20 protein-coding genes are annotated in these 18,448 nt (G+C 63.8%); 7 read left to right on the top strand and 13 right to left on the bottom strand.

All coding sequences use genetic code 11. The features are described 5' to 3' along the window. Positions 1 to 90: 90 nt before the first annotated feature. Positions 91 to 693 carry a cysteine hydrolase family protein gene (locus tag GH2_RS16705; protein ID WP_066170531.1) on the top strand — a complete coding sequence of 201 codons (603 nt, stop codon included), beginning with the start codon at positions 91 to 93 and terminating at the stop codon, positions 691 to 693. Between the two features lie 15 nt (positions 694 to 708). Here GH2_RS16705 and GH2_RS16700 read toward each other — a convergent pair whose 3' ends face one another. The 3 genes from GH2_RS16700 to GH2_RS16690 are packed head-to-tail and all read right to left on the bottom strand — an operon-like array spanning position 709 to position 2,956. Further along, complete coding sequence (locus tag GH2_RS16700; protein WP_066170528.1) at positions 709 to 1,509, bottom strand: SDR family NAD(P)-dependent oxidoreductase; 801 nt, start codon at positions 1,507 to 1,509, stop codon at positions 709 to 711. Next, positions 1,506 to 1,712: a hypothetical protein gene (locus tag GH2_RS16695; protein WP_066170525.1), complete on the bottom strand. Its 207-nt coding sequence runs from the start codon at positions 1,710 to 1,712 to the stop codon at positions 1,506 to 1,508. The genes GH2_RS16700 and GH2_RS16695 overlap by 4 nt, the downstream gene beginning before the upstream one ends. An 11-nt stretch (positions 1,713 to 1,723) precedes the next feature. Continuing rightward, positions 1,724 to 2,956 (bottom strand): amidohydrolase family protein, encoded by a 1,233-nt coding sequence (locus GH2_RS16690; protein WP_066170522.1) that lies wholly within the window; start codon positions 2,954 to 2,956, stop codon positions 1,724 to 1,726. Between the two features lie 215 nt (positions 2,957 to 3,171). On the opposite strand from GH2_RS16690, the gene GH2_RS16685 reads away from it, so the two are divergent. Further along, the gene (locus GH2_RS16685; RefSeq protein WP_084247576.1) at positions 3,172 to 3,963 is read left to right on the top strand and encodes an SDR family oxidoreductase; all 792 of its coding nucleotides are present in this window, start codon (positions 3,172 to 3,174) and stop codon (positions 3,961 to 3,963) included. Positions 3,964 to 4,074: 111 nt separating this feature from the next. On the opposite strand, the gene GH2_RS16680 is transcribed toward GH2_RS16685, so the two are convergent. The 5 genes from GH2_RS16680 to GH2_RS16660 form a co-directional block, all read right to left on the bottom strand. Beyond that, on the bottom strand, positions 4,075 to 5,259 hold the full coding sequence (locus GH2_RS16680) for a thiolase family protein (RefSeq protein ID WP_066170519.1): 1,185 nt from the start codon (positions 5,257 to 5,259) through the stop codon (positions 4,075 to 4,077). After that, positions 5,256 to 5,669 (bottom strand): Zn-ribbon domain-containing OB-fold protein, encoded by a 414-nt coding sequence (locus GH2_RS16675; RefSeq protein ID WP_066170515.1) that lies wholly within the window; start codon positions 5,667 to 5,669, stop codon positions 5,256 to 5,258. The genes GH2_RS16680 and GH2_RS16675 overlap by 4 nt, the downstream gene beginning before the upstream one ends. 303 nt (positions 5,670 to 5,972) lie before the next feature. Beyond that, positions 5,973 to 7,136: an NDMA-dependent alcohol dehydrogenase gene (locus GH2_RS16670; RefSeq protein WP_066170512.1), complete on the bottom strand. Its 1,164-nt coding sequence runs from the start codon at positions 7,134 to 7,136 to the stop codon at positions 5,973 to 5,975. Positions 7,137 to 7,173: 37 nt separating this feature from the next. Further along, entirely contained in the window at positions 7,174 to 8,610 is a 1,437-nt protein-coding gene (locus GH2_RS16665; RefSeq protein WP_066170613.1) for an aldehyde dehydrogenase, read from the bottom strand. A 117-nt stretch (positions 8,611 to 8,727) separates the two neighbouring features. Then, positions 8,728 to 9,810: a TIGR03857 family LLM class F420-dependent oxidoreductase gene (locus tag GH2_RS16660; protein WP_084247575.1), complete on the bottom strand. Its 1,083-nt coding sequence runs from the start codon at positions 9,808 to 9,810 to the stop codon at positions 8,728 to 8,730. Between the two features lie 91 nt (positions 9,811 to 9,901). Here GH2_RS16660 and GH2_RS16655 point away from each other — a divergent pair, with 91 nt between their 5' ends. The 5 genes from GH2_RS16655 to GH2_RS22140 all read left to right on the top strand — a co-directional run bounded on the left by GH2_RS16655 (position 9,902) and on the right by GH2_RS22140 (position 13,918). Beyond that, complete coding sequence (locus GH2_RS16655) at positions 9,902 to 11,005, top strand: phosphotransferase family protein (RefSeq protein WP_066170509.1); 1,104 nt, start codon at positions 9,902 to 9,904, stop codon at positions 11,003 to 11,005. Then, a complete protein-coding gene (locus GH2_RS16650; RefSeq protein WP_084247574.1) occupies positions 11,002 to 11,454 on the top strand; it encodes an FAS1-like dehydratase domain-containing protein in 453 nt (150 codons plus the stop codon). The genes GH2_RS16655 and GH2_RS16650 overlap by 4 nt, the downstream gene beginning before the upstream one ends. After that, a complete protein-coding gene (locus tag GH2_RS16645; protein ID WP_066170506.1) occupies positions 11,451 to 11,882 on the top strand; it encodes a MaoC/PaaZ C-terminal domain-containing protein in 432 nt (143 codons plus the stop codon). The genes GH2_RS16650 and GH2_RS16645 overlap by 4 nt, the downstream gene beginning before the upstream one ends. A 127-nt stretch (positions 11,883 to 12,009) precedes the next feature. Continuing rightward, positions 12,010 to 13,287 carry a TetR/AcrR family transcriptional regulator gene (locus tag GH2_RS16640; protein WP_174545360.1) on the top strand — a complete coding sequence of 426 codons (1,278 nt, stop codon included), beginning with the start codon at positions 12,010 to 12,012 and terminating at the stop codon, positions 13,285 to 13,287. A gap of 46 nt (positions 13,288 to 13,333) precedes the next feature. Then, positions 13,334 to 13,918: a TetR/AcrR family transcriptional regulator gene (locus GH2_RS22140; protein ID WP_066170502.1), complete on the top strand. Its 585-nt coding sequence runs from the start codon at positions 13,334 to 13,336 to the stop codon at positions 13,916 to 13,918. A gap of 12 nt (positions 13,919 to 13,930) precedes the next feature. Here GH2_RS22140 and GH2_RS16630 read toward each other — a convergent pair whose 3' ends face one another. The 5 genes from GH2_RS16630 to GH2_RS16610 form a co-directional block, all read right to left on the bottom strand. Beyond that, the gene (locus tag GH2_RS16630) at positions 13,931 to 14,122 is read right to left on the bottom strand and encodes a ferredoxin (protein ID WP_066170500.1); all 192 of its coding nucleotides are present in this window, start codon (positions 14,120 to 14,122) and stop codon (positions 13,931 to 13,933) included. Then, positions 14,122 to 15,291: a cytochrome P450 gene (locus tag GH2_RS16625; RefSeq protein ID WP_066170494.1), complete on the bottom strand. Its 1,170-nt coding sequence runs from the start codon at positions 15,289 to 15,291 to the stop codon at positions 14,122 to 14,124. The genes GH2_RS16630 and GH2_RS16625 overlap by 1 nt, the downstream gene beginning before the upstream one ends. A 110-nt stretch (positions 15,292 to 15,401) precedes the next feature. After that, positions 15,402 to 16,316, bottom strand: coding sequence for an MlaD family protein (locus tag GH2_RS16620; protein ID WP_169802473.1), 915 nt, complete (start codon positions 16,314 to 16,316; stop codon positions 15,402 to 15,404). Positions 16,317 to 16,345: 29 nt separating this feature from the next. Then, positions 16,346 to 17,326: an MlaD family protein gene (locus GH2_RS16615; RefSeq protein WP_169802472.1), complete on the bottom strand. Its 981-nt coding sequence runs from the start codon at positions 17,324 to 17,326 to the stop codon at positions 16,346 to 16,348. A 38-nt stretch (positions 17,327 to 17,364) separates the two neighbouring features. Then, positions 17,365 to 18,441, bottom strand: coding sequence for an MlaD family protein (locus GH2_RS16610; RefSeq protein ID WP_066170486.1), 1,077 nt, complete (start codon positions 18,439 to 18,441; stop codon positions 17,365 to 17,367). Positions 18,442 to 18,448 lie beyond the last annotated feature (7 nt).

Here is an 18,448-nt window from a genome sequence, read left to right as displayed (position 1 = left end):
AACCACGATGAACTGCATGTTCAGCTGGTTCCAGCCAAGAAATGTAACCGCTAACTGGCTACCACGTCACTTGAGCCGCCCGGAGGAAGTATGCCGAAATTCGCCGCCCCCGCCCTCGTCATCAGCGAGTGCCAACAGGGGCTGCTCCACCCGCCTGCGGGAGCGTTCTCCGCACTCTCCACCCAGGCCGCCGACCGCGACATCGTCGGACGTACAGCGCAACTCGCCCGCACCTTTCGAGCGCGCTCGTTGCCCGTCGTCCATTGCGTCATCGCCCACCGGCCCGACCAGATGGGCATGCTACCGAACTCATACCTCGGAAAGCTGGCCATCCGTGACCACCTGATGATCGAGGGAAGTCCCGATGTCGCCATCCCGGCCGAGCTTGGTCCGGAACCGACGGATCTGGTCAGCACACGAGCGACCGGGCTGACAGCGTTCTACGGCACCAATCTCGATGCCATGCTGCGGCTGCAGCGCGTGCAGACACTCGTGCTTGCCGGAATCTCCACCGATGTCGCACTGCCCGGACTGGCACTCGAGGCCGTGAACCGCGGATACGACGTAGTCCTCGCCGAGGACTGCACCGCCGGGAGCAGCGCCGGGGGACATGACTTCATGGTCAAGAACATGCTGGGGATGCTGACACGAGTAATGCCGGCAGCCGAGGTAATCCCTCGGCTGCCGGCATGAGGACGCACCCGAACCTCAGTCGGCGGTCGGCGCCGCTTCCGCGTCGGACACCGCGTCACCGTTGATGGAGAATCCGCCATCGACCGTGACCATCGAGCCGGTCGCGAAGGCCGCCTCATCAGAGGCCAGATACGTCGCCGCGTAGGCGATATCCATTGGGTTCCCGATCCGGGTGAGCCGACCGCCGCCGGTGTGATGCCCGGAATCACCGCGCCCCGAGACCACCCGGCCCACGAGGATGCAATTCGCCCGGATCCCGTCCGGACTGCCTTCGACGGCCAATGACCGCGTCATACTCGTCACTGCGGCCTTCGCCGCTCCGTAGGCTCCGAAGCCCTTGAAGCCGGCGATCGCCTGGCCCGACGAGATGTTGAGGATCGACGCCCCATCGGCCTGCACGAGGTGGGGCCACGCGTACTTCGACGCCCAGAACACATTGCCGGTCAGGGTCCCTGTCATGATCGAGTCCCACTCCGCAGTGGAGTACTCGTGCAACGGCTTCACCGTCGAGGCGACCACATCGGTCGGGGCGGCGTTGTTGACGAGTGTCGAGAGTGCGCCGAAACGCGAGACCACCGCCTCGATCGTGCTCTGCACGCTGTCCTCGGAGGTGACGTCGAGCGGAAAGAACTCTGCCTCACCACCGGCGTCGCGAATGAACTTCACCACCTTGTTCCCACGCTCGACAGTTCGCCCGGTGACAGCGACCTTTGCGCCTTCTGCCGCGAAGTGCTGAGCGATGGAGCGTCCTATGCCCCTGGTAGAGCCCGAGATCAGAGCGACCTTGCCGGACAGCCGCGAACCCTGCGCGCTCATAGCGAAGCTCGCAGATTCTCCATGGCTACCAACCTGCGTTTCGTCAGATCGAGCGAAGCCTGGTTGCCCGCAGCGGATTCGAGCTCCTTCAGCTTCTTCCGCTCGAACTCGATCTCCTCGTCGAGACGGTCCCTGGACTCCTCTTTCGTGAGCAGATCCTGATCGACCCAGTCCGCTGCGTCGATGTCTTTGCCGTGTGCCATGTCCGGGATCCTTACGGCGCTGTCGCCTCGACGCGCGGGAAGTTGTACAGCTTTCGCGCATTGAGTTCGACGATCTTGTGGGCTTCGTCATCAGGCACCTCGGCGAGGAGCTTCTCGGTGTACCGCCGACTGTTGGGCCAGTTGGAATCCGAGTGCGGGTAATCGCATTCCCAGGTGATGTTGTCGATGCCGACCTTGTGGCGACGGGCAACACCCTCGAAATCGTCGATGAAGCAGCCGTAGATGTTGGAACGGAACAGATCCGAGGGACGCACCTCTTTGTTCACGTTCTGGTACCAGCGATGCTTCTCCCAGGTCAGGTCGATCCGCTCCAGCAGGTACGGCATCCAGCCGATTCCGCCCTCGGACAGTGCGACCTTCAGGTCGGGGAACTTGTAGAAGACCGGCGAGAACAACAGGTCAGCAGTCGCGTACATCGAGTTGGTGCCGAACAGCGCGATCATGACCGCCATCGGCGCCTCGGGCGAGGTCATCGGAGCCTTGCCGGAAGACCCGAAATGCATGCACAGCGGCAGCTTGGTCTCCTCGGCCGCACGGAACACCGGATCCCAGTGGTCCGTGTAGAACGACGGAAGGCCCAGCGTCACCGTGTTCTCCGGGAACGCGATGGCCTTCGCCCCCTTGGCGGCGCAGCGGTAGATCTCGGCCGCGGCGGCCTCCGGATCCCACAGCGGGAGGATGATCAACGGGATGATTCGATCGGGGGCCGAAGCAGCCCACTCGTCGATGTGGAAGTCGTTCCACGCCTTCACAGACAGCAGAGCAAGTTCCTTGTCCTTGCCCTCCAGGAACACCGTGCCCGCGAAACGCGGGAACGATGGGAAGCACAGAGCAGCCTGGACGCCGTCGATGTCCATGTCGGCGACACGGGCCTTGGCGTCGTAGCAGCCCGGCAGCATGTCCGAGTAGCGAGTCGGGTCCATGCCGTACTCCTGCGGCTTCTTACCGGCGACCGCGTTCAGTCCGATGTTCGGATAGATGCGGCCCTCATACGTCCACACCTCGGCCAACTTCTTCTCCGCGGCACGGCCACCTTCGCCGCGTGCGGCATCGAGCAGCGCCGCGGAGAGGCCCTCATCGCCCTGCTGCTCACTCATGTCCATCTCGACGATCCGCGGCCCCTCATCGAGGAATCTCCGGGGAAGTCGGTTGGTCCAGACGTCGGGCGGCTCAATCAAGTGATCATCGACTGAAATCAACTGCATGTAATCCTGGAGCGGCATGGTGCCTCCTGCTACGTGTGACTGTCAAAGAAGCGGGGCATCTTCGATCCGGCCCGTTTCCCTGTATCTGACAGTCCGTCACGCTAGTGATCACCCTCACAGCTGTCAACTCACCTGTGTAATCGGCTGTAGATCGCATCTACCCACGAATCTTCGGCCCGCTCTAGTACCGTGTCTGTCTGACATAAATGTCACTAAAGGAAGGTGGTCGATCAATGGATCTGGGGATACGGGACAAGCGCTACGTGCTGGTAGGCGGCACTGCAGGAATGGGGTCCGCTACGGCCCAGGCACTCGCGGGCGACGGAGCTTCGGTGGTTCTCGTCGGCCGCGACGCGGACCGGGCCCAGGCCGCTGCCCGCGCCGCCGAGGAAGCCGGCGCCGCAAAAGCGATCGGGATCAGTCACGATGTGAGCGCCCCCGGCGGCGCTCAGTCCGCCATCGATGAGGCCGCCGAGCTGCTCGGCGGGATCGACGGGTTGGCCGTCACGATGGGTACTGAAGGTATGGTCCCGGTCGAATCCTCGGACGACGTCTGGGTGTCGGCGTTCCGCGACGTGCTTCTCGCCACGACACGATCGGTCGAGGCCGCTCTGCCGCACCTGATCGAGACACGCGGAACCATCGTCACGACTGCCGCCTACTCGATCCGATCTCCGGAGATCGCCAGGCTTCCCTACGCCTCTCTCAAAGGCGGCGTCGCAGTCTTCACCAAGGGAATCGCCAAGACCTACGGCAAGGACGGTATCCGGGCGAACTGCGTCTGCCCGGGAGCCGTGGAGACCGCGCCCCTCGCGGCGCTGCGCCTTCAGCTCGCCGAGCAGCGCGGCTATCCGGTGGAGACGGCCCTCGAGCGGGTCATGGTCGAGGAATGGGGCTTCGACGCCGCCCTGGGCCGGCCCGGCAAGCCCGAGGAGGTAGGCGAACTGATCGCATTCCTGCTCTCGCCGCGCGCCGGATACCTGACAGGATCGCTCATCAACATCGATGGCGGTACGAACTTCTAACCGACGCGAGGAGAGTCCGTCCTCGTCAGAGCTGCACTCGCCCAAACGGATTCGTGGTGTCCGTCCGCCGTTGCGGACGGACACCACGAGCGAATGGTTCGTGACCTTCGGTCAGTCGCCGATACGCAGGAGCATGGACCCGGCCTCGGGCCCGCCGCCGATCCCGACGGCGGCCACTGACACATCCTTCTTGATCTGACGGTCACCGGCTTGCCGCCACAGTTGCGTACAGGCTTCGTGGAGGAACCCGTAGCCGTGCAGCCGACCGGCCGACAGCTGTCCACCGTGCGGGTTGATCGGCAGCGTGCCGTCGAGCGCGTAGTAGCCCTCGTCGTCGAGGAAGTCGCCGACCTTCCCGTGGTCGGCGAATCCGAGCGCTTCGATCCACTGGGAGCACAGGTAGCTGAATCCGTCATAGAGCGTGGCGAAGTCGACGTCGGCCGGCGTCAGGTCGGTGCCGTCCCACATCGAAGCGGCCGCATCGTGCGCCGCCATGGTGGTGAAGTCGGTCCGCTGATCCCACGTGTGCCGCTCGTACAGTGCCGAACCCGCCGCCTCGATGGTGATCGGTACCTGTTTCAAACCACCGGTTTCTTCTCGCCGTGACAAGATTATCGCGGTCGCGCCGTCACACGGTACGTCGCAGTCGTAGAGACCCATCGGAGTCGAGATCATTCGCGCATTCAGATAGTCGTCCATCGACATCGGCTGGCTGTAGATCGCATTGGGATTCAACGCCGCGTTGTTGCGGGCATTGATGACCAGCTTCCCGAGATGCTCACGCGTCAAACCGAATTCATACATATAGCGTTGGGCGTACATGCCGATCCAGTTGGCGGGCGATGCAGCTCCGAACGGCATCCGGAACTCGGCGTGACCCGAGGCCCGCACGGCCGCTCCGGCCAGCGCCTGCGCACGACCCGAAGCCTGCGCGGTGGCCTCCCATACCGAACGGAAGCACAAGACATGGGTGGCCCGGCCGGACGAGATCGCTGCGGCCGCATCGAGCAGTGTGCCGATCTGCCCGGAGGTCTCCACTCCGCTGACATGCCACTTGGTTTTGAGCCCGAATGCGTCGCGTACGTCATGCGTGGTCGCGCCGACGAACCCACCCTCAGCCTGGACCGGGCCGGGGTAACTCGCCACTCCGTCGATATCGTCGTAGGTCAAGCCGGCGTGCGCCACGGCCCGCTCGGCGGCTTCGAGTGCCAGATCGATCCCGGAACGGCCGATACGCCGCCCGATCTGGGACTGGCCGATGCCACTGATGACTGCTTTATCGTCTACGAAGCTCATGCCGCCACCGGCCTGAAGAAGGGCAGGGACACGTCATCGTGCGCTTCGAAGACGACCTCGACAGGCATCCCGATCTCGACCGCGTCGGGGTCGATCTCGACAATGCATGTCGTCAGACGCACGTCCGGCTGGTCGTCGAGTTCGACGACCGCGATCACATACGGCGGCGGGAAAGCGGGGAGCCATGGGTGGTGGTTGATGGTGAACGAGGCGATCCGCGCTCGCCCGGAGGCCGCCTCGGGACCAACGTTCCGGCTTCGGCAGCGCCAGCATGCCCCTACCGGAGGATGAATCCAGCCACGGCAATCCTGGCAGCGGTAGATGCGGAGTTCACCCTCGAATCCACCGGTCCAGAAGGCCGTGGATTCCAGAGTCACCTCCGGAAGCATCCGTCCTGTCTCCGTTGACATTGTGCAGCTCCTTCCGAATGCCACCGGTCTCCCCGGTGGCGTAGGTGGTGCCGGTCGTGACGCCGGTCACGAGAAGTCAGGCTACCACTTGTGATCACACCGTCAGATTGCCTTCACGGGATGTAGTCCACGCCGCGTCCCGGCGAGCATAGGCACCCCCCTGGATCAGTATTTTTGCCCACATGTCGACAGCGACCCGCAACGCACTCTGCGCATACTTGTATGTACAACCAGTCAGATAGCCGCTCACCAAGTCACGGCGGCCAGCAGCCGAGGCGCCGGCGAACAGATCAGACCGGGACTTCAGGCCCCTGCGGGAGCGGCTTCGCGAGCCTGCGCATCCGCCGCCTCAGCAGCCGGGTAGCGAAGGATGCCCCGGACATTCCGGCCCGCGCGCATGTCGTCGTAGCCGTCGTTGACAGCCTCGAGCGGGTAACTGCGAGTCACCATGGATTCGAGGTCGACGAGGCCACCACTCCACAGTTCCAGGATCTTCGGGATATCGGCACGGGGATTCGCCGAACCGTACAGGCTGCCGACGATCTGCTTTTCCTGCAGGGTGAGGTCCATGAGGTTGACCGAGACGTCCCGCTCGAGCATCGGGTGGATGTTGGTGACGATGAGCCGGCCTCGCTTGGCCGTCATCGCCAGAGCCTTGGCGATCAAACGCCCTTCACCGACGCCCATGGAGCAGATGAACTTGTCGGCGCCCCGGTGCCAGGTCGCCTCGGCGACCACGCCCTCGGCTTCCTCCCACGACTCCGCGACGTGCGTCGCGCCCATGGACAGCGCGATCTCGCGCTTGTACTCCGAGGGGTCGATGACGGTGATCGTCCGTGCACCGGAAAGCTTTGCGCCCTGCACTGCGGCTGCGCCGATGCCACCGACACCTGCGATGACCACGTTCTCTCCCGGCTGAACGTCGGCCGTGTAGACCGACGAACCCCATCCGGTGATGAAGCCGCAACCGAGCAGGCACGCCCGGTCGAGGGGGTGGTGCGGTTCGATCTTGATGCAGGTGGCCTCGTTGACCACGGTGTGATAGGCGAAGGAACCGACGCCGCAGGCGAGCGCGAGATCCTCGCCCTTCGTATGGTGGCGCGACGTATCGTCCTGGATCTGATTGCCACCATAGATCTTGGCGCCCAGGTCGCACAGATTCTGGTGCCCGTTGGAACACGACGGGCACCGTCCGCATGACGGTATGAATCCGAACACCACATGGTCACCCGGCTCGAGCCAAGACACGTGTGAGCCGACCTGCTTCACCACTCCCGCGCCCTCGTGTCCGCCGATGCAGGGCAACCGGAACGGCATGTCGCCGGTCACGATGTGCTCATCGGAGTGACACATCCCCGAAGCATGCAGCTCGACGAGCACCTCCTGCTCCTTGGGAGCATCGAGCTCGATGGTTTCGATCTGCCAGGGGGTATTACGCTCCCACAGGACCGCTGCCTTGGTCTCCATCTGATTTATCCTTCCGCATTGCGTTTCTGATGAAACGTCAGAGAATGATCGATTGTGCTTCGAGGTAGTCCGCAATGCCCTCTGGACCGCCCTCGCGTCCGATACCTGATTTCTTGAAGCCGCCGAAGGGACTTCCGAAGTCCATCGGCGCCGGCGAATTGATCGACACCGAACCGGTTTCCATGCGGGAGGCGACGCGCGTCGCCCGCGCAGGATCCGCCGACCAGACCGCGCCCGCCAGTCCGTACTCGGAATCATTGGCCAGGGCAACCGCTTCGTCGTCGTCATCGAAGGCGATCACCACCGCAACCGGACCGAACAGTTCGTTGCGTGCAATCGTCATGTCGTTGCGCACGTCCGCGAGCACTGTCGGGCTGACGTACGATCCGCTGTCCAATCCTTCGGGCCGTGTTCCACCGGTGACCACCCGAGCGCCTTCTGCAACCGCATGGGCGACCGCAGCCTCGATCCGGTCCCGGGCGATCTCATTGATGACCGGCCCGACCTCGGTGTCACGTTCGGCCGGGTCTCCGATCTTCATCGCCGAGACGGCCGCAGTAAATGGTTCGAGGATCTCATCGTAGCGACTTCTCGGCACCAGAATTCGAGTCTGAGCAGCGCAAATCTGACCGTTGTTGGCCATCACGCCAGTGACCAGACCGTCGATGAGTTTCGAATCGACCACGATATCGTCGAGGACGACAGCAGCCGACTTACCCCCGAGTTCGAGGGTCACCCGACGGATGTCCGCAGCGCACGCGGCACCGATCTGCTTACCTGCACCGGTCGATCCGGTGAAGCTGATCTTGTCCACGCCCGGGTGCGCCACCAGCGCCTCTCCAGTCGCGACAGCACCGGAGACAATGTTGATCACCCCCGCCGGGATGCCGGCCTCCTCGATGCATTCGGCCAACATCGAGACCGCAAGCGGTGCGTCCGGCGACGGCTTCAGGACGATGGTGCATCCAGCGGCGAGCGCCGGTGCCATCTTCAGCGCAGTGGTGAACAGTGGCGCGTTCCACGGCACGATCGCGCCGACGACGCCGACGGGAACCTGATTGACCAGGACTTCACCACCCATCACCGAGGGCCGCCTCGCCTGGAACTCGAAGTCGGGAACGATGGCGGCGCAGGCACGGAAGACGCCCAGCGTGGTGGCCAACTGACCGAACGTCGCCCACTTGCGCGGCGAACCGACCTCGGCGGAGACCACGTCGGCAAGCAGCTTGGTCCGGGATTCGATCGCGTCGGCCAGCGCAGTAATCGCCGCGGCACGCTCGGCGGGCGTACTGCTCTGCCACGGTCCGCTGTCGAGTGCGGTGCGCGCTGACTTGACGGCGGCATCGACATCGTCGGCACTTGCCTCGCTGACCCGGCCGAGCAGTTCTCCGTCCGCCGGAGAACGGACCTCGATCGTCGGCCCAGACGTCGGGATCCATTCGCCCGACACGTACATGCCTTCGTATTCGTACACGTGCAACCTCTCAGTCTTCGCCGCCGGCGTCGGAGCCGGCATGCGGCCGCCGCTCACCGAATGCGTTCGATTCTGGCAGTAACGTCACTCTAAGGCAAAAACGCCGCCCTGTTCGTCTCAGTCGAAAAGCGGAGCCAGTTGATCGGGAGTGCTGCCGTGCAGAACCAGTTCGTCGGCACCGGCCTCCCGGTACCGCTCGAACGCCGCCCAGCAGTCACTCGGCGAACCCACCGCCGACGCCGACCGGATCCATTCCTCGGGCAAGGACTCCGCCACCTCGGTGAGCTGCTCGCGCGTCCGGACCGAATCCACCGCTCCGCGGACGCCGGCCAGGTGCGGATGCGCACGGAGCGCGGTGAGGCCGTCGAACGACCAGCCGTTGGCCCTCGCCAGCTGTTCTCCTAGGCCGGGGATCTGGTAATACGTCACTGCTCGCCCGCCGACGACCGCCATCTCCTCGGCGGGATCGAGACCCGATGCGACGACCACGGTCGCATAGATCTTCACGGACCCGGACGGGCGGCCCGCCTCTTTCTCCGCCTCGCGTACGAGTTGCACGGACCGACCGACCGCGGACGGCGTCAAGAACGGATGCAGCAGCACTCCATCGAAATGGCGGCCCGCGATTCCGAGGCCTTTCGGACCGATCGCGGCGAACACGACCGGCGGGATCGGCTGGTCCGGGACATCAGTCAGGCGCAGGGACGGGTACTTGCCTGCAGGTCCGTCGTATTTGACCTTCTCGCCACTGCAGAGCCTCCGGAAGATCTCGAGCGAGTCGATGATCGAGGCGTTCGTCGACGGAGGCAGCCCTACGGCCTTCCACATCGCGTCGACCGAGCGCCCGATCCCGATGATGATCCGCCCGTTCGACATGGCCTGGGCCGTCATCGCCATCGAAGCGAGGATGGCCGGGTGTCGGGACTGAAAGTGGGTTATCCCGGCTGCGATCTTGATCGTGTCCGTCGCCTGGCCGATCGCCCCGGACAGCACACCGAAATCCTTAGTGCCCCAGCGCTCACTCAGCCACAGCGTGCTCAATCCCAAGCGCTCTGCTTCGATCGCCTGCCCGATCGCCGGCCGGGGATCGGGAACTCGGCCGGGCAGTGTGTAGGCGCCGAGGGCCGGCGCTTCCGGCGGCACCGTCTTCCGGGCCGGGCCCTGCGCGTTTTCGGCAATGCTGGATTTTCCGTCGCTCATACCCCTATTCTGACAGTGTTGGTCACTTTAGGGAAGGCCGTTCGTCGCCGAGTTGCTCCGCGGGCGTTCGACCCACTGGAAGGGTAGTCGCATGACGTACACACCGAGCCGAGGCGATCTCGGGGACGGCGCACACGAGGTCCTGAACTCCTGGCTCCCCGAGCACATCGCCCCGGGTAGCTCCGACTTCGAGATCTCGGACTTCTCGGCGCCGGACGCCGGATATTCGGGCAAGACGGTGTTTCTCACTGCAACGTGGACCGACGCCACCGGAACCCGGCAGGAGGCGGACCTGGTGCTCCGCATGCAGGCGGCGGATCACCAGCTGTTCACGACACCGGACGCACCCCGGCAAGCCGAGATCATGCAGCGCCTGGGCGGAATGGCCGGCATCGCGGTCCCGGAGATCATGTGGATCGAACACGACCCGTCGGTCCTTGGCGCCCCGTTCTACCTGATGCGTCGAGTCACCGGCCGCACGCCATCCGACGTACCCAGCTGGCACAAGCGCGGCTGGACCACCGAACTCTCGCCGGAGCAGCGAGGGCTGCTGTACGACAATGCGATTCAGTCATTGGTCGCCCTCCACCGAATCGACGATCCGGACGTGCTGGAGTTCTTGCGCGCCGATCCCGCGACCGGAGCGACAGCACTCGACCGCTACCTCGACAACCTCAGAAAGTGGTTCGAGTGGGCCCGTGCCGATCTGGTGGTCGGGCCGGAGACGCTGGCGAGGGCCTTCGACGTCATCCTGACCGAGGCGCCTGCCACCGCGAGGGAAGCAGTGGTGTGGGGCGATGCCCGCGTGGGCAACATGTCGTTCGCCGACGACATGTCAGTCGCCGCTCTCTTCGACTGGGAGACCGCGACTACCGGACCGCCGGAGATCGATCTCGGCTGGTGGCTGATGTTCGAGGAATTCCTGTGCGAAGCGATGGGTTTCAGCCGCCCTCCCGGCGTTCTCGACAGTGATGAGACCGCTCGCCGGTACGTCGAGCTCGGCGGTCGGGTCGACGGCGACATCACCTATTACAAACTCGTGGCGGCATTCGTCTTGTCGCTCATCAACAACCGGCTGGCCGTTCTTCTCGCCAGAGACGGTCTCGATGTCGAGGTGGCCCACAGCTACCCCACCACCGTCGTCGGACTCGTCGACCGGTATCTCACCGAACTGAACCCAGGAGGAAGTAGATGACCGACCCCACCCCGCCTGAACCGTCACCGGTCGGTACCACCGGCCAGCCGTGGGAGATGGTGATCGAGCAAGGAAAGATCCGCGAGTTCGCGGCAGCCATGCAGTCGGACAACCCCGCATATCAGGGGCCCGATGCGATCATTCCACCGACCTTCCTCGTCACCGCCGCACAGTGGGCACCGGCCGGCGTCCGGGTCAACGTCGGTTTCGAGCGCAAGCGACTGCTGCACGGCGAGCAAGAGTACTCGTTCACGGGACCCCCCCCTAAGGTCGGCGACGTCCTGGTGGCACAGGAGCGCATCGTCGATCGGTACGAGAAGCCGGGCAAACGCGGGGGCCAGATGCGGTTCGCCGTGGTGCTCACGGAATACCGGGACCGCGCCGGAAACCTGGTCGCCCAGGCCAAGGCAACCTTCATCGAACGCGCTAAGCGAGGAGCATCCGAATGAGCAGCACCCGATCCACCCTCGCCGTCGGAGACACCGCCGAGCCACGCGATTTCGGACCGCTGACCCGTCAGATGTTCGTCCGGTACTCGGGGGCATCCGGAGACCTGAACCCGATGCACTACGACGACGCAATGGCTCGGAGCGCCGGAAATCCGTCCGTGTTCTCACAGGGCATGCACCAGTCGGCGTTGCTCGCGACCTTCGCCACGGACTGGCTCGGTGCCGGCAACGTGCGGCGTTTCGGTGTCAGGTTCCGTGAGCAGGTGTGGCCCGACGACGTCTTGACCTGTACCGGGACCGTCACCGCACTCGCCGAGGGAGCCGACGGCGAGGTCGTGGCCACCGTAGAGTTGGTCTGCAGTCGGCAGAACGGTGCTGTGGCGATCGCCGGATCGGGTGACTTCGTCGTCACACCGGCGACGATGTGACAAGTATGACCCCGCCGGTTCCGACCTCCGCATCGCTGAAAGCTGCACTGACCAGTTAGGGTTACCCCCAGTGCCAGATACGACGCCGATTACCCGGAGAGCAAGCTACGGCCCGTCTAGCCCAGATGTGGGCAGCCGGGGCGCGAAGACGCGTGCCGCGATCGTCGACGTGTCCCTTGACCTGTTCGGTCGGACGGGATTCTTCAACACCTCTGTCGACGCCATCGCCAAGGAAGCCGACATCTCCAGAGCCACGCTGTATCAGTACTTTCCCGGCAAGGACGAGATCTTCTTCGAGCTTCTGGAGGTGTGCGGACGGGCGCTGTTCCGGGTCACCCGGCGTATCGGCCCCCTCGGCCCCACCCGGATGGGATTCGACAACCTCAACTGGTGGCTCGGCGAGTGGAGTTGGGTCTTCGATCGCTATTCCACGATGTTCGTGCAGTGGACGAGCGTGGCCGTGGTCGACACCGCCGTTCGTCCACAGATCGACAGATTCATGTCCGGCTACATCGATCTGGTTACCGCACGACTAGAGAAGTCAGGAGTGGAAGGCCTCGAGCCGCGGACCGCCGCGATGGCCCTGGTCGCCATCGTGCATCGGGTCAATCTGTTCATCGCCACCGACCGAACCTACGGCCGGGGCACCCAGGCGGTGGTCGACTCACTGTCTGTTTACCTGCAGTTGCTCCTGTTCCCGGAGACACCCTCGTCGGTGCTCAACAGCCTGTCGTTGGAGGTTCCGCCGGAGGATCCGGTCATCGAGATGCCACCGATGCCGTCGACCGCCGGTCTCTCGACAGAGGACCGGACCGCTACGCTGAGCAAGCGGGCGGTTGCTACCGTGCGCGCTCTGGTCGACGCCGGTTCCAAGCAGTTTCAGATCAAGGGCTACCACCGCACGAGCGTCGACGACATCGTCGAAGAGGCCGGCCTCGCTCGCGGAACATTCTACAAATACTTCAGCGAGAAGCAGGATCTGCTGATCGCCATCAGCATCGAATGCGCCGAGGAGACGGTCGCACAGGCCGAGCGCCTCCGCACGATCGATCTCACTGATCCCGACACCACCGAGTTGCGTGCCTGGATCGCCGGCTTCAATTCCTTCATGAGGCGCTACTCGGGATCGATCGGCGCGTGGGCCGAGAGTTCGGCCGACGACGACCTAGTGAGCCGGCTCGGCCGCTACGGGCAGGCGGCCCTCGATTCAGCCATGGTGGCCGGTCTCACCGCCACTCAGCGCGACTACCCGTTCGACCCCGTTGTCGGCGCAATCATCTTCCGATCGTTGGTCGCGAGACTTCCGGAAGCTGCGGAGGAGTTCTCACCTCCCCTGCAGGAAGATGCGAGCACCGACCTCCTGATCCAGTGCATCCGCCGAGGGTTCTTCACCCATCTGGCGTGAGCGATAGTGGACAGACTTGTCAGCGATTCGACTTTAGACTTTGCGTATGGCTGCGGCGAGAAGTTCTGATCCACGGGTCTCCCGGACCCAGTCGGCAGTTCGGGCTTCGGCTCGGTCTCTGTTCGAGGCGGAGGGGGCTGCGGCTCTCACCCATCAGCGAATCGCGCAACACTCTGGCGTCGGGCGCGCCACCGTCTATCGGCACTGGCCTGAGACTATCGACTTGTTGTCGGAAGCACTCCAAACGATCGACGAGCCTCTTCTACGCCCTGGGCGTGGTCCGCTACGTGCGTGGCTGCGTCGAGAATTGACGCGCCTGGCGATGAACCTAGCTGAGCCGACTGCAAAACAGTTCCTAGCAGCGATCATTACCAGCGCGGATACCGATCCGCGGATCGCGAGTCTTCGCGACGACCTGATGCGACGGACCGTTGACACCTTGGCATCGATGCTCGACAGGGTCGGAGGATCCGAAACCGCCGAGTGTGACCCGGAGCTGTTGCTGACCCAGCTGGTCGGTCCGCTGATCGTTCAAGTATCGATCATGCGGAATCCAGTCGACCGCGGGTTCATTGACCGGGTCATCGATTCAACCCTGGAGGGCCGGGTGGCGGCGAAGCGCCCGACTTAGCGGATCTCGACGCTACTCGTCGACGAGAGTCAGGGCACGTTCAGGGCATGCTTTCACCCCGGCCATTGCCTGCTTACGCGCGTCGTCGGCTACCTCGAACATCGGCGGTATACAGTATCCGTCGTCGTCGAGATCGTAGACATCGGGGGCCGCGACGTTGCACAAGGCATGACCGACGCAGCCATTCAATTCGATTCTCGCCATCATTCAACGCTGAACTCGAGTGGCAGTGAGTCGAGGTGCAACGTTCCACTGGGGAACACGACCTGCGGTGTGAAACCGTCAGGTACCCGATAGTCGGTGATGCGCGCGTGGAACTCTTCGATGGTCAGCCGGAGCTCCCGTCGGGCGAGATGCGAACCGAGGCAACGGTGCACACCGCCACCGAAGGACAGGTGACTGACAGGGTCCGCGAGGTCGATGGTGTCCGGGTGGTCGGTGTTCTCGCGATTGGCCGTTGCCAGTACCAGCATGACGCGCGAATCGGCCGGGATGGTGAGACCATCGACTTCGACCTCCTCGGTGGTGACGCGAGGCGTCAACGGCGCCGGCAGTTCCAGTCGCACCGACTCTTCGATGAACGGTCCGATGAGGTCGGGATCTTCGATGATCGCTCGCCGCAGTTCCTCGTTCTCCGCGAGAGTCATCATCGTGAAGCCGATGGTCGCTGTCACTGTGTCCAGGCCGGCGAGCACGAAGAGGAAGCCGAGTCCCAGGACCTCCGCGTCGTCCCAGGCGTCGTCGCCGCTGAGGGACAGGATGTCGCTGAGCATGTCATCGCCCGGGTTCGCGCGTTTACGTTCGATGTGCTCTTGGAGGTACCCGAACAGACCGAGCGCGGCCGTCATTTGCTGCTCGCTCGGTTCTGCCAGTTCCGTGACGGCTCCACCGATCAGAGCGTCGACCCAGTCGAGAAACTGCGGCAGGTCCTCGCCGGGCAACCCGAAGAGGGTCAGGACCGCTTGAGTAGGGAACTTGAGTGCGATATCGCGGACGATGTCGCACTCCCCGCTGGCGGCGAAGGCGTCGATCAGTTCGCGGACCTGTTCGCGCAGGCGGTCTTCGATCCGGTCGATCATCTTGGGCGCAAGCATCGGGTCCAAGATCCGGCGGTACCGCTTGTGCTCCGGCGGGTCGACGGCGAGCGGGATCAATTTGACGACTGCGCTGATTGCGTCGAACGCTTTGGCTGAAGAGAAGATCTCTGGGTTGCGCTGTGCGTACCGCACCGCTTCGTAGCTCGTGAGGTAGTACGTGTCGCCGGCTCGATACGCCGAGCCCGGACTCCGCATGTAATTCCAGCCGGCCGTGCGACTCTCGGCCATCGGCGCCGAGTCGTAGTAACCCTGTTGCAGCTCACTGCTTACCGTCATGACAGCACGCTCCTCAAGCGTCTCCGCGATTCATCCTCGTTCTATGAGACATGATGACTCATAGATATTGACTCCGTCAACGGTTTCCGCGATCTGGACGCGGGTCCCCGTCACTTCACGCCGAGGACCAGTCCGTCACCCCTTCCGGCCGTCCGCAAAGCTGTCTGCATGAGCTCGCTCAGGTCGACCATCTTCAACTTGTCGGTAGCCGCGATGACCGCGGGCAGAGTCGCATCTCCAAGGATCTTGAGGTCGGGACTCGCCTTCGCCAGGAAGGCTTCGAGGTTCTTCAGGAAGTCCCCGATCTGATGGTCCAGCGTTTCCGGCAGACCAGTGACGACGACCACCTTCCCGAAGCCGCCGAGAACCTCGGCGAAGTTCGAGCCGAACGGCCGCGCAGGCGGACCGGCAGCCCGTAGCGCTGCGCTCACCGTGCTGCCGTCCTTGAACAGCACCTGCATCTTGTCCAGCACCGTCTCGAAGTCCGGTCGCGTCGACAGAAATGTGTTCTGCAGCAGCCGGCTCCCCCTGGCCAGGTTCGTAATCGTGGTGCCGTCGGGCGCCAGACCCGTATTCACTTCATCGATCAGACCCGAAACGGCGGCTACGTCGACCTGGTTCATCAGTCTGGTGACCCGCTCGGAGAGCTCATCGACGGTCGTCGGGACGGCCACCTGAGTCGTATCCAGCACCGACCCGTCACTCAGCCAAGGACCCCTGTCCACCTCGGGGAACACACCCAGGTAGGTCTCCCCCAATGCTGACAGGTTGTCCACACGGTATGTGGACTCGCGGGGAATCTTGTAGTCCTTCTTGAAGTTCCACGTCACCTCGACGCCGTCGAGAGAGGGTTTGACGTCGGTCACGTAGCCGACCTCGATTCCGCGCAGCAATACCCGCGAACCATCCTGCAGGCCATTGGTTTTGGGAATGTTCATGACGATCGAGTTGGTGTTCGCCGATTTGGTCACCGAGAGCCCGATCGTGAACATGTACCAGACCGACAAGATCATCACGACGACCATCGCCAGAAACGAGATGAGATAGCGGACCATCAGTTCACTGCTCCCAACATCCGGAGGATATCCACCGAACTCTTCAACACGTCCTGCCCTTGGGGGGTATTCGCTGAGATCACCTTGAATTGCGGCTTGCTCAGGAACGGGAACAGCTTGTCGGTGAGGAACGCCTCGATCCGATTCGAGTTCTGGCCGACCGCGTCTATGCCGTCACGAACGGTGTACACCGAGCCATTCAGCTCCTGGAGCATGGGGACAAGCCAGAAACCGCCCTCGAATACGCTGCCGACACTGGGAATGAGCACACCTAGGCCACCGAAGATGTCTGAGACCTGATTCCAGTAGTGCATGCCCACCGGGCTGAACATCTCCTCGATCTTCCCGACCCGGGGCAGCATGGCCCCGTTCAGCGCGTCGAATGCGCTGAGGGTGTCGTCGATCGTGTCGAGGGAGGCGGAAAGATCCCGCAGATCGAGTCCTGCGATCCGTGCTACCCGCTGGGTCTGCTTGCGGTCGGGGAAGGCGGAGTTCATCTCGCGGATGGTGTCTTCCAATCGCGAAATGCTGCCACCGTTCACGAAGGTGGAAAGCACCGCCAGGGTGTTCTCCAACGGTGGCGGTGACGCGGTCTGCCCCACCGGAATCTCTGCGCCATCGGTCAGTGCGGACGCCGATCCAGCGCCCGCTTCCGGTGCCGTCATCGCAACATACGCGTCACCGAGCACCGTATCTGACCGAATCTCCACCCTTGCGTCAGCCGGCACCGGCGTATCCCGATCGATTCGCACAGTGACCACCACGTCGTGAGCCTGCAGGCTCATCCCAGAGACCGTCCCCACCTTTGCGCCTTCGTAGGTGACGTTGGTCCCAGGCGGCAAGTTGAGGACCGAATCGAAGTGAATGCGCACCGAGACGCCGGATCCGGACTGAATGCTCGGTGTGATGTCTTCAGGGCCGTACGAACAACCCGCCAGCACCATACTTGCCGCAGTGACCAGGGCGAGGAGGCCGCCCACGCTTCGGCGCACCCCGCAGGTGCGACGTCGAATAACCTTCATCTGCCCGCTCCCGCCAAGCTGAACAGTCCGTCCACACCGATCCGTGCCGCCCTCGGGTCGCCCGACGCCGGAACACAGCTCGTATAACTGCCGATCTCCTTGCAAAGGGCCGCTGCCGACGGGGTACGCACCAGTGCAGTGGCTCCGCGTACCGTGACCTGGGCTCCGCCACGGTTCTGCCGCCACGCCACGCTGACCTTGTCCGCCAGCCCGGGCAACACCTGGATGGCCTTCTCGATCTCGCCGACATGCAAGCTTGCGATGTGCAGCCCGTCGGCGACCCTGTCCAGCGCTGGCCAGAGGTCGTCGGAGTAACGGTTCTGCAGATCGGTGAGCAGTTGCAGCACCGGAGTGATGCCAGCAACGATGTTCTTCGCCCCCGGCCACAGCACCGTGCCGGCGGATTCCAGCGAATCGGCGAGTTTCAAAGAGATCGACTCGATCTGAGGCCAATGCTGCACAGCCGACACCGACAGCGGCGCAATCGAATTGATGATCGTTCCCAGATCGGAGACCGCCTGATCCGGGCTCTGCGCCGCGCGCCCGGCCGTCGTCAACACCGAGGCGATGTCCGTCCCGGTGCCATCAATCGCATCCGACAACCCCATCAGCGCACCCTGCAGCGCCTCGGTATCACCGTTGGGTGCGATCTGGTCGATCAGGTCGCCCGCCGATCCGGTGATCTCAGAAATGCTCTTGGGGGTGTACGCCTTGGTGACACACACACCCGGCTTCAACCGCGGGCCCGAGCTGTAGTTGCCGATCAGTTCGAGAGAACGATCGGCCAGCACTGACTTCGATCTCGTCACCGCGGCGACATCTGCCGGAAGGGGTCGTGACGTGAGCGCACTGAACTCCACCCGAACTGCCGTACCAACCGACTCGATGGACTCAACCTTGCCGATCCTGTAGCCCATCTGCGTCACCGGGTTCCCCTTGTAGAGGCCGATGGAGTCAGGCATCACCGCACAGTACGTCGTCGAACTCTCATCGTCGTCGCGGCTGAGGGCGAACGCCGTGCCGGCCGCCGCAACGGCCACCACGAGAACGACGCCGACAACGGTGAAGAACACACGTTTG

It is taken from the genome of Gordonia hydrophobica NBRC 16057 (assembly GCF_001592365.1).
In the GTDB taxonomy this organism is placed as follows: domain Bacteria; phylum Actinomycetota; class Actinomycetes; order Mycobacteriales; family Mycobacteriaceae; genus Gordonia; species Gordonia hydrophobica.
This window is presented reverse-complemented; position numbering and strand designations above follow the sequence as displayed.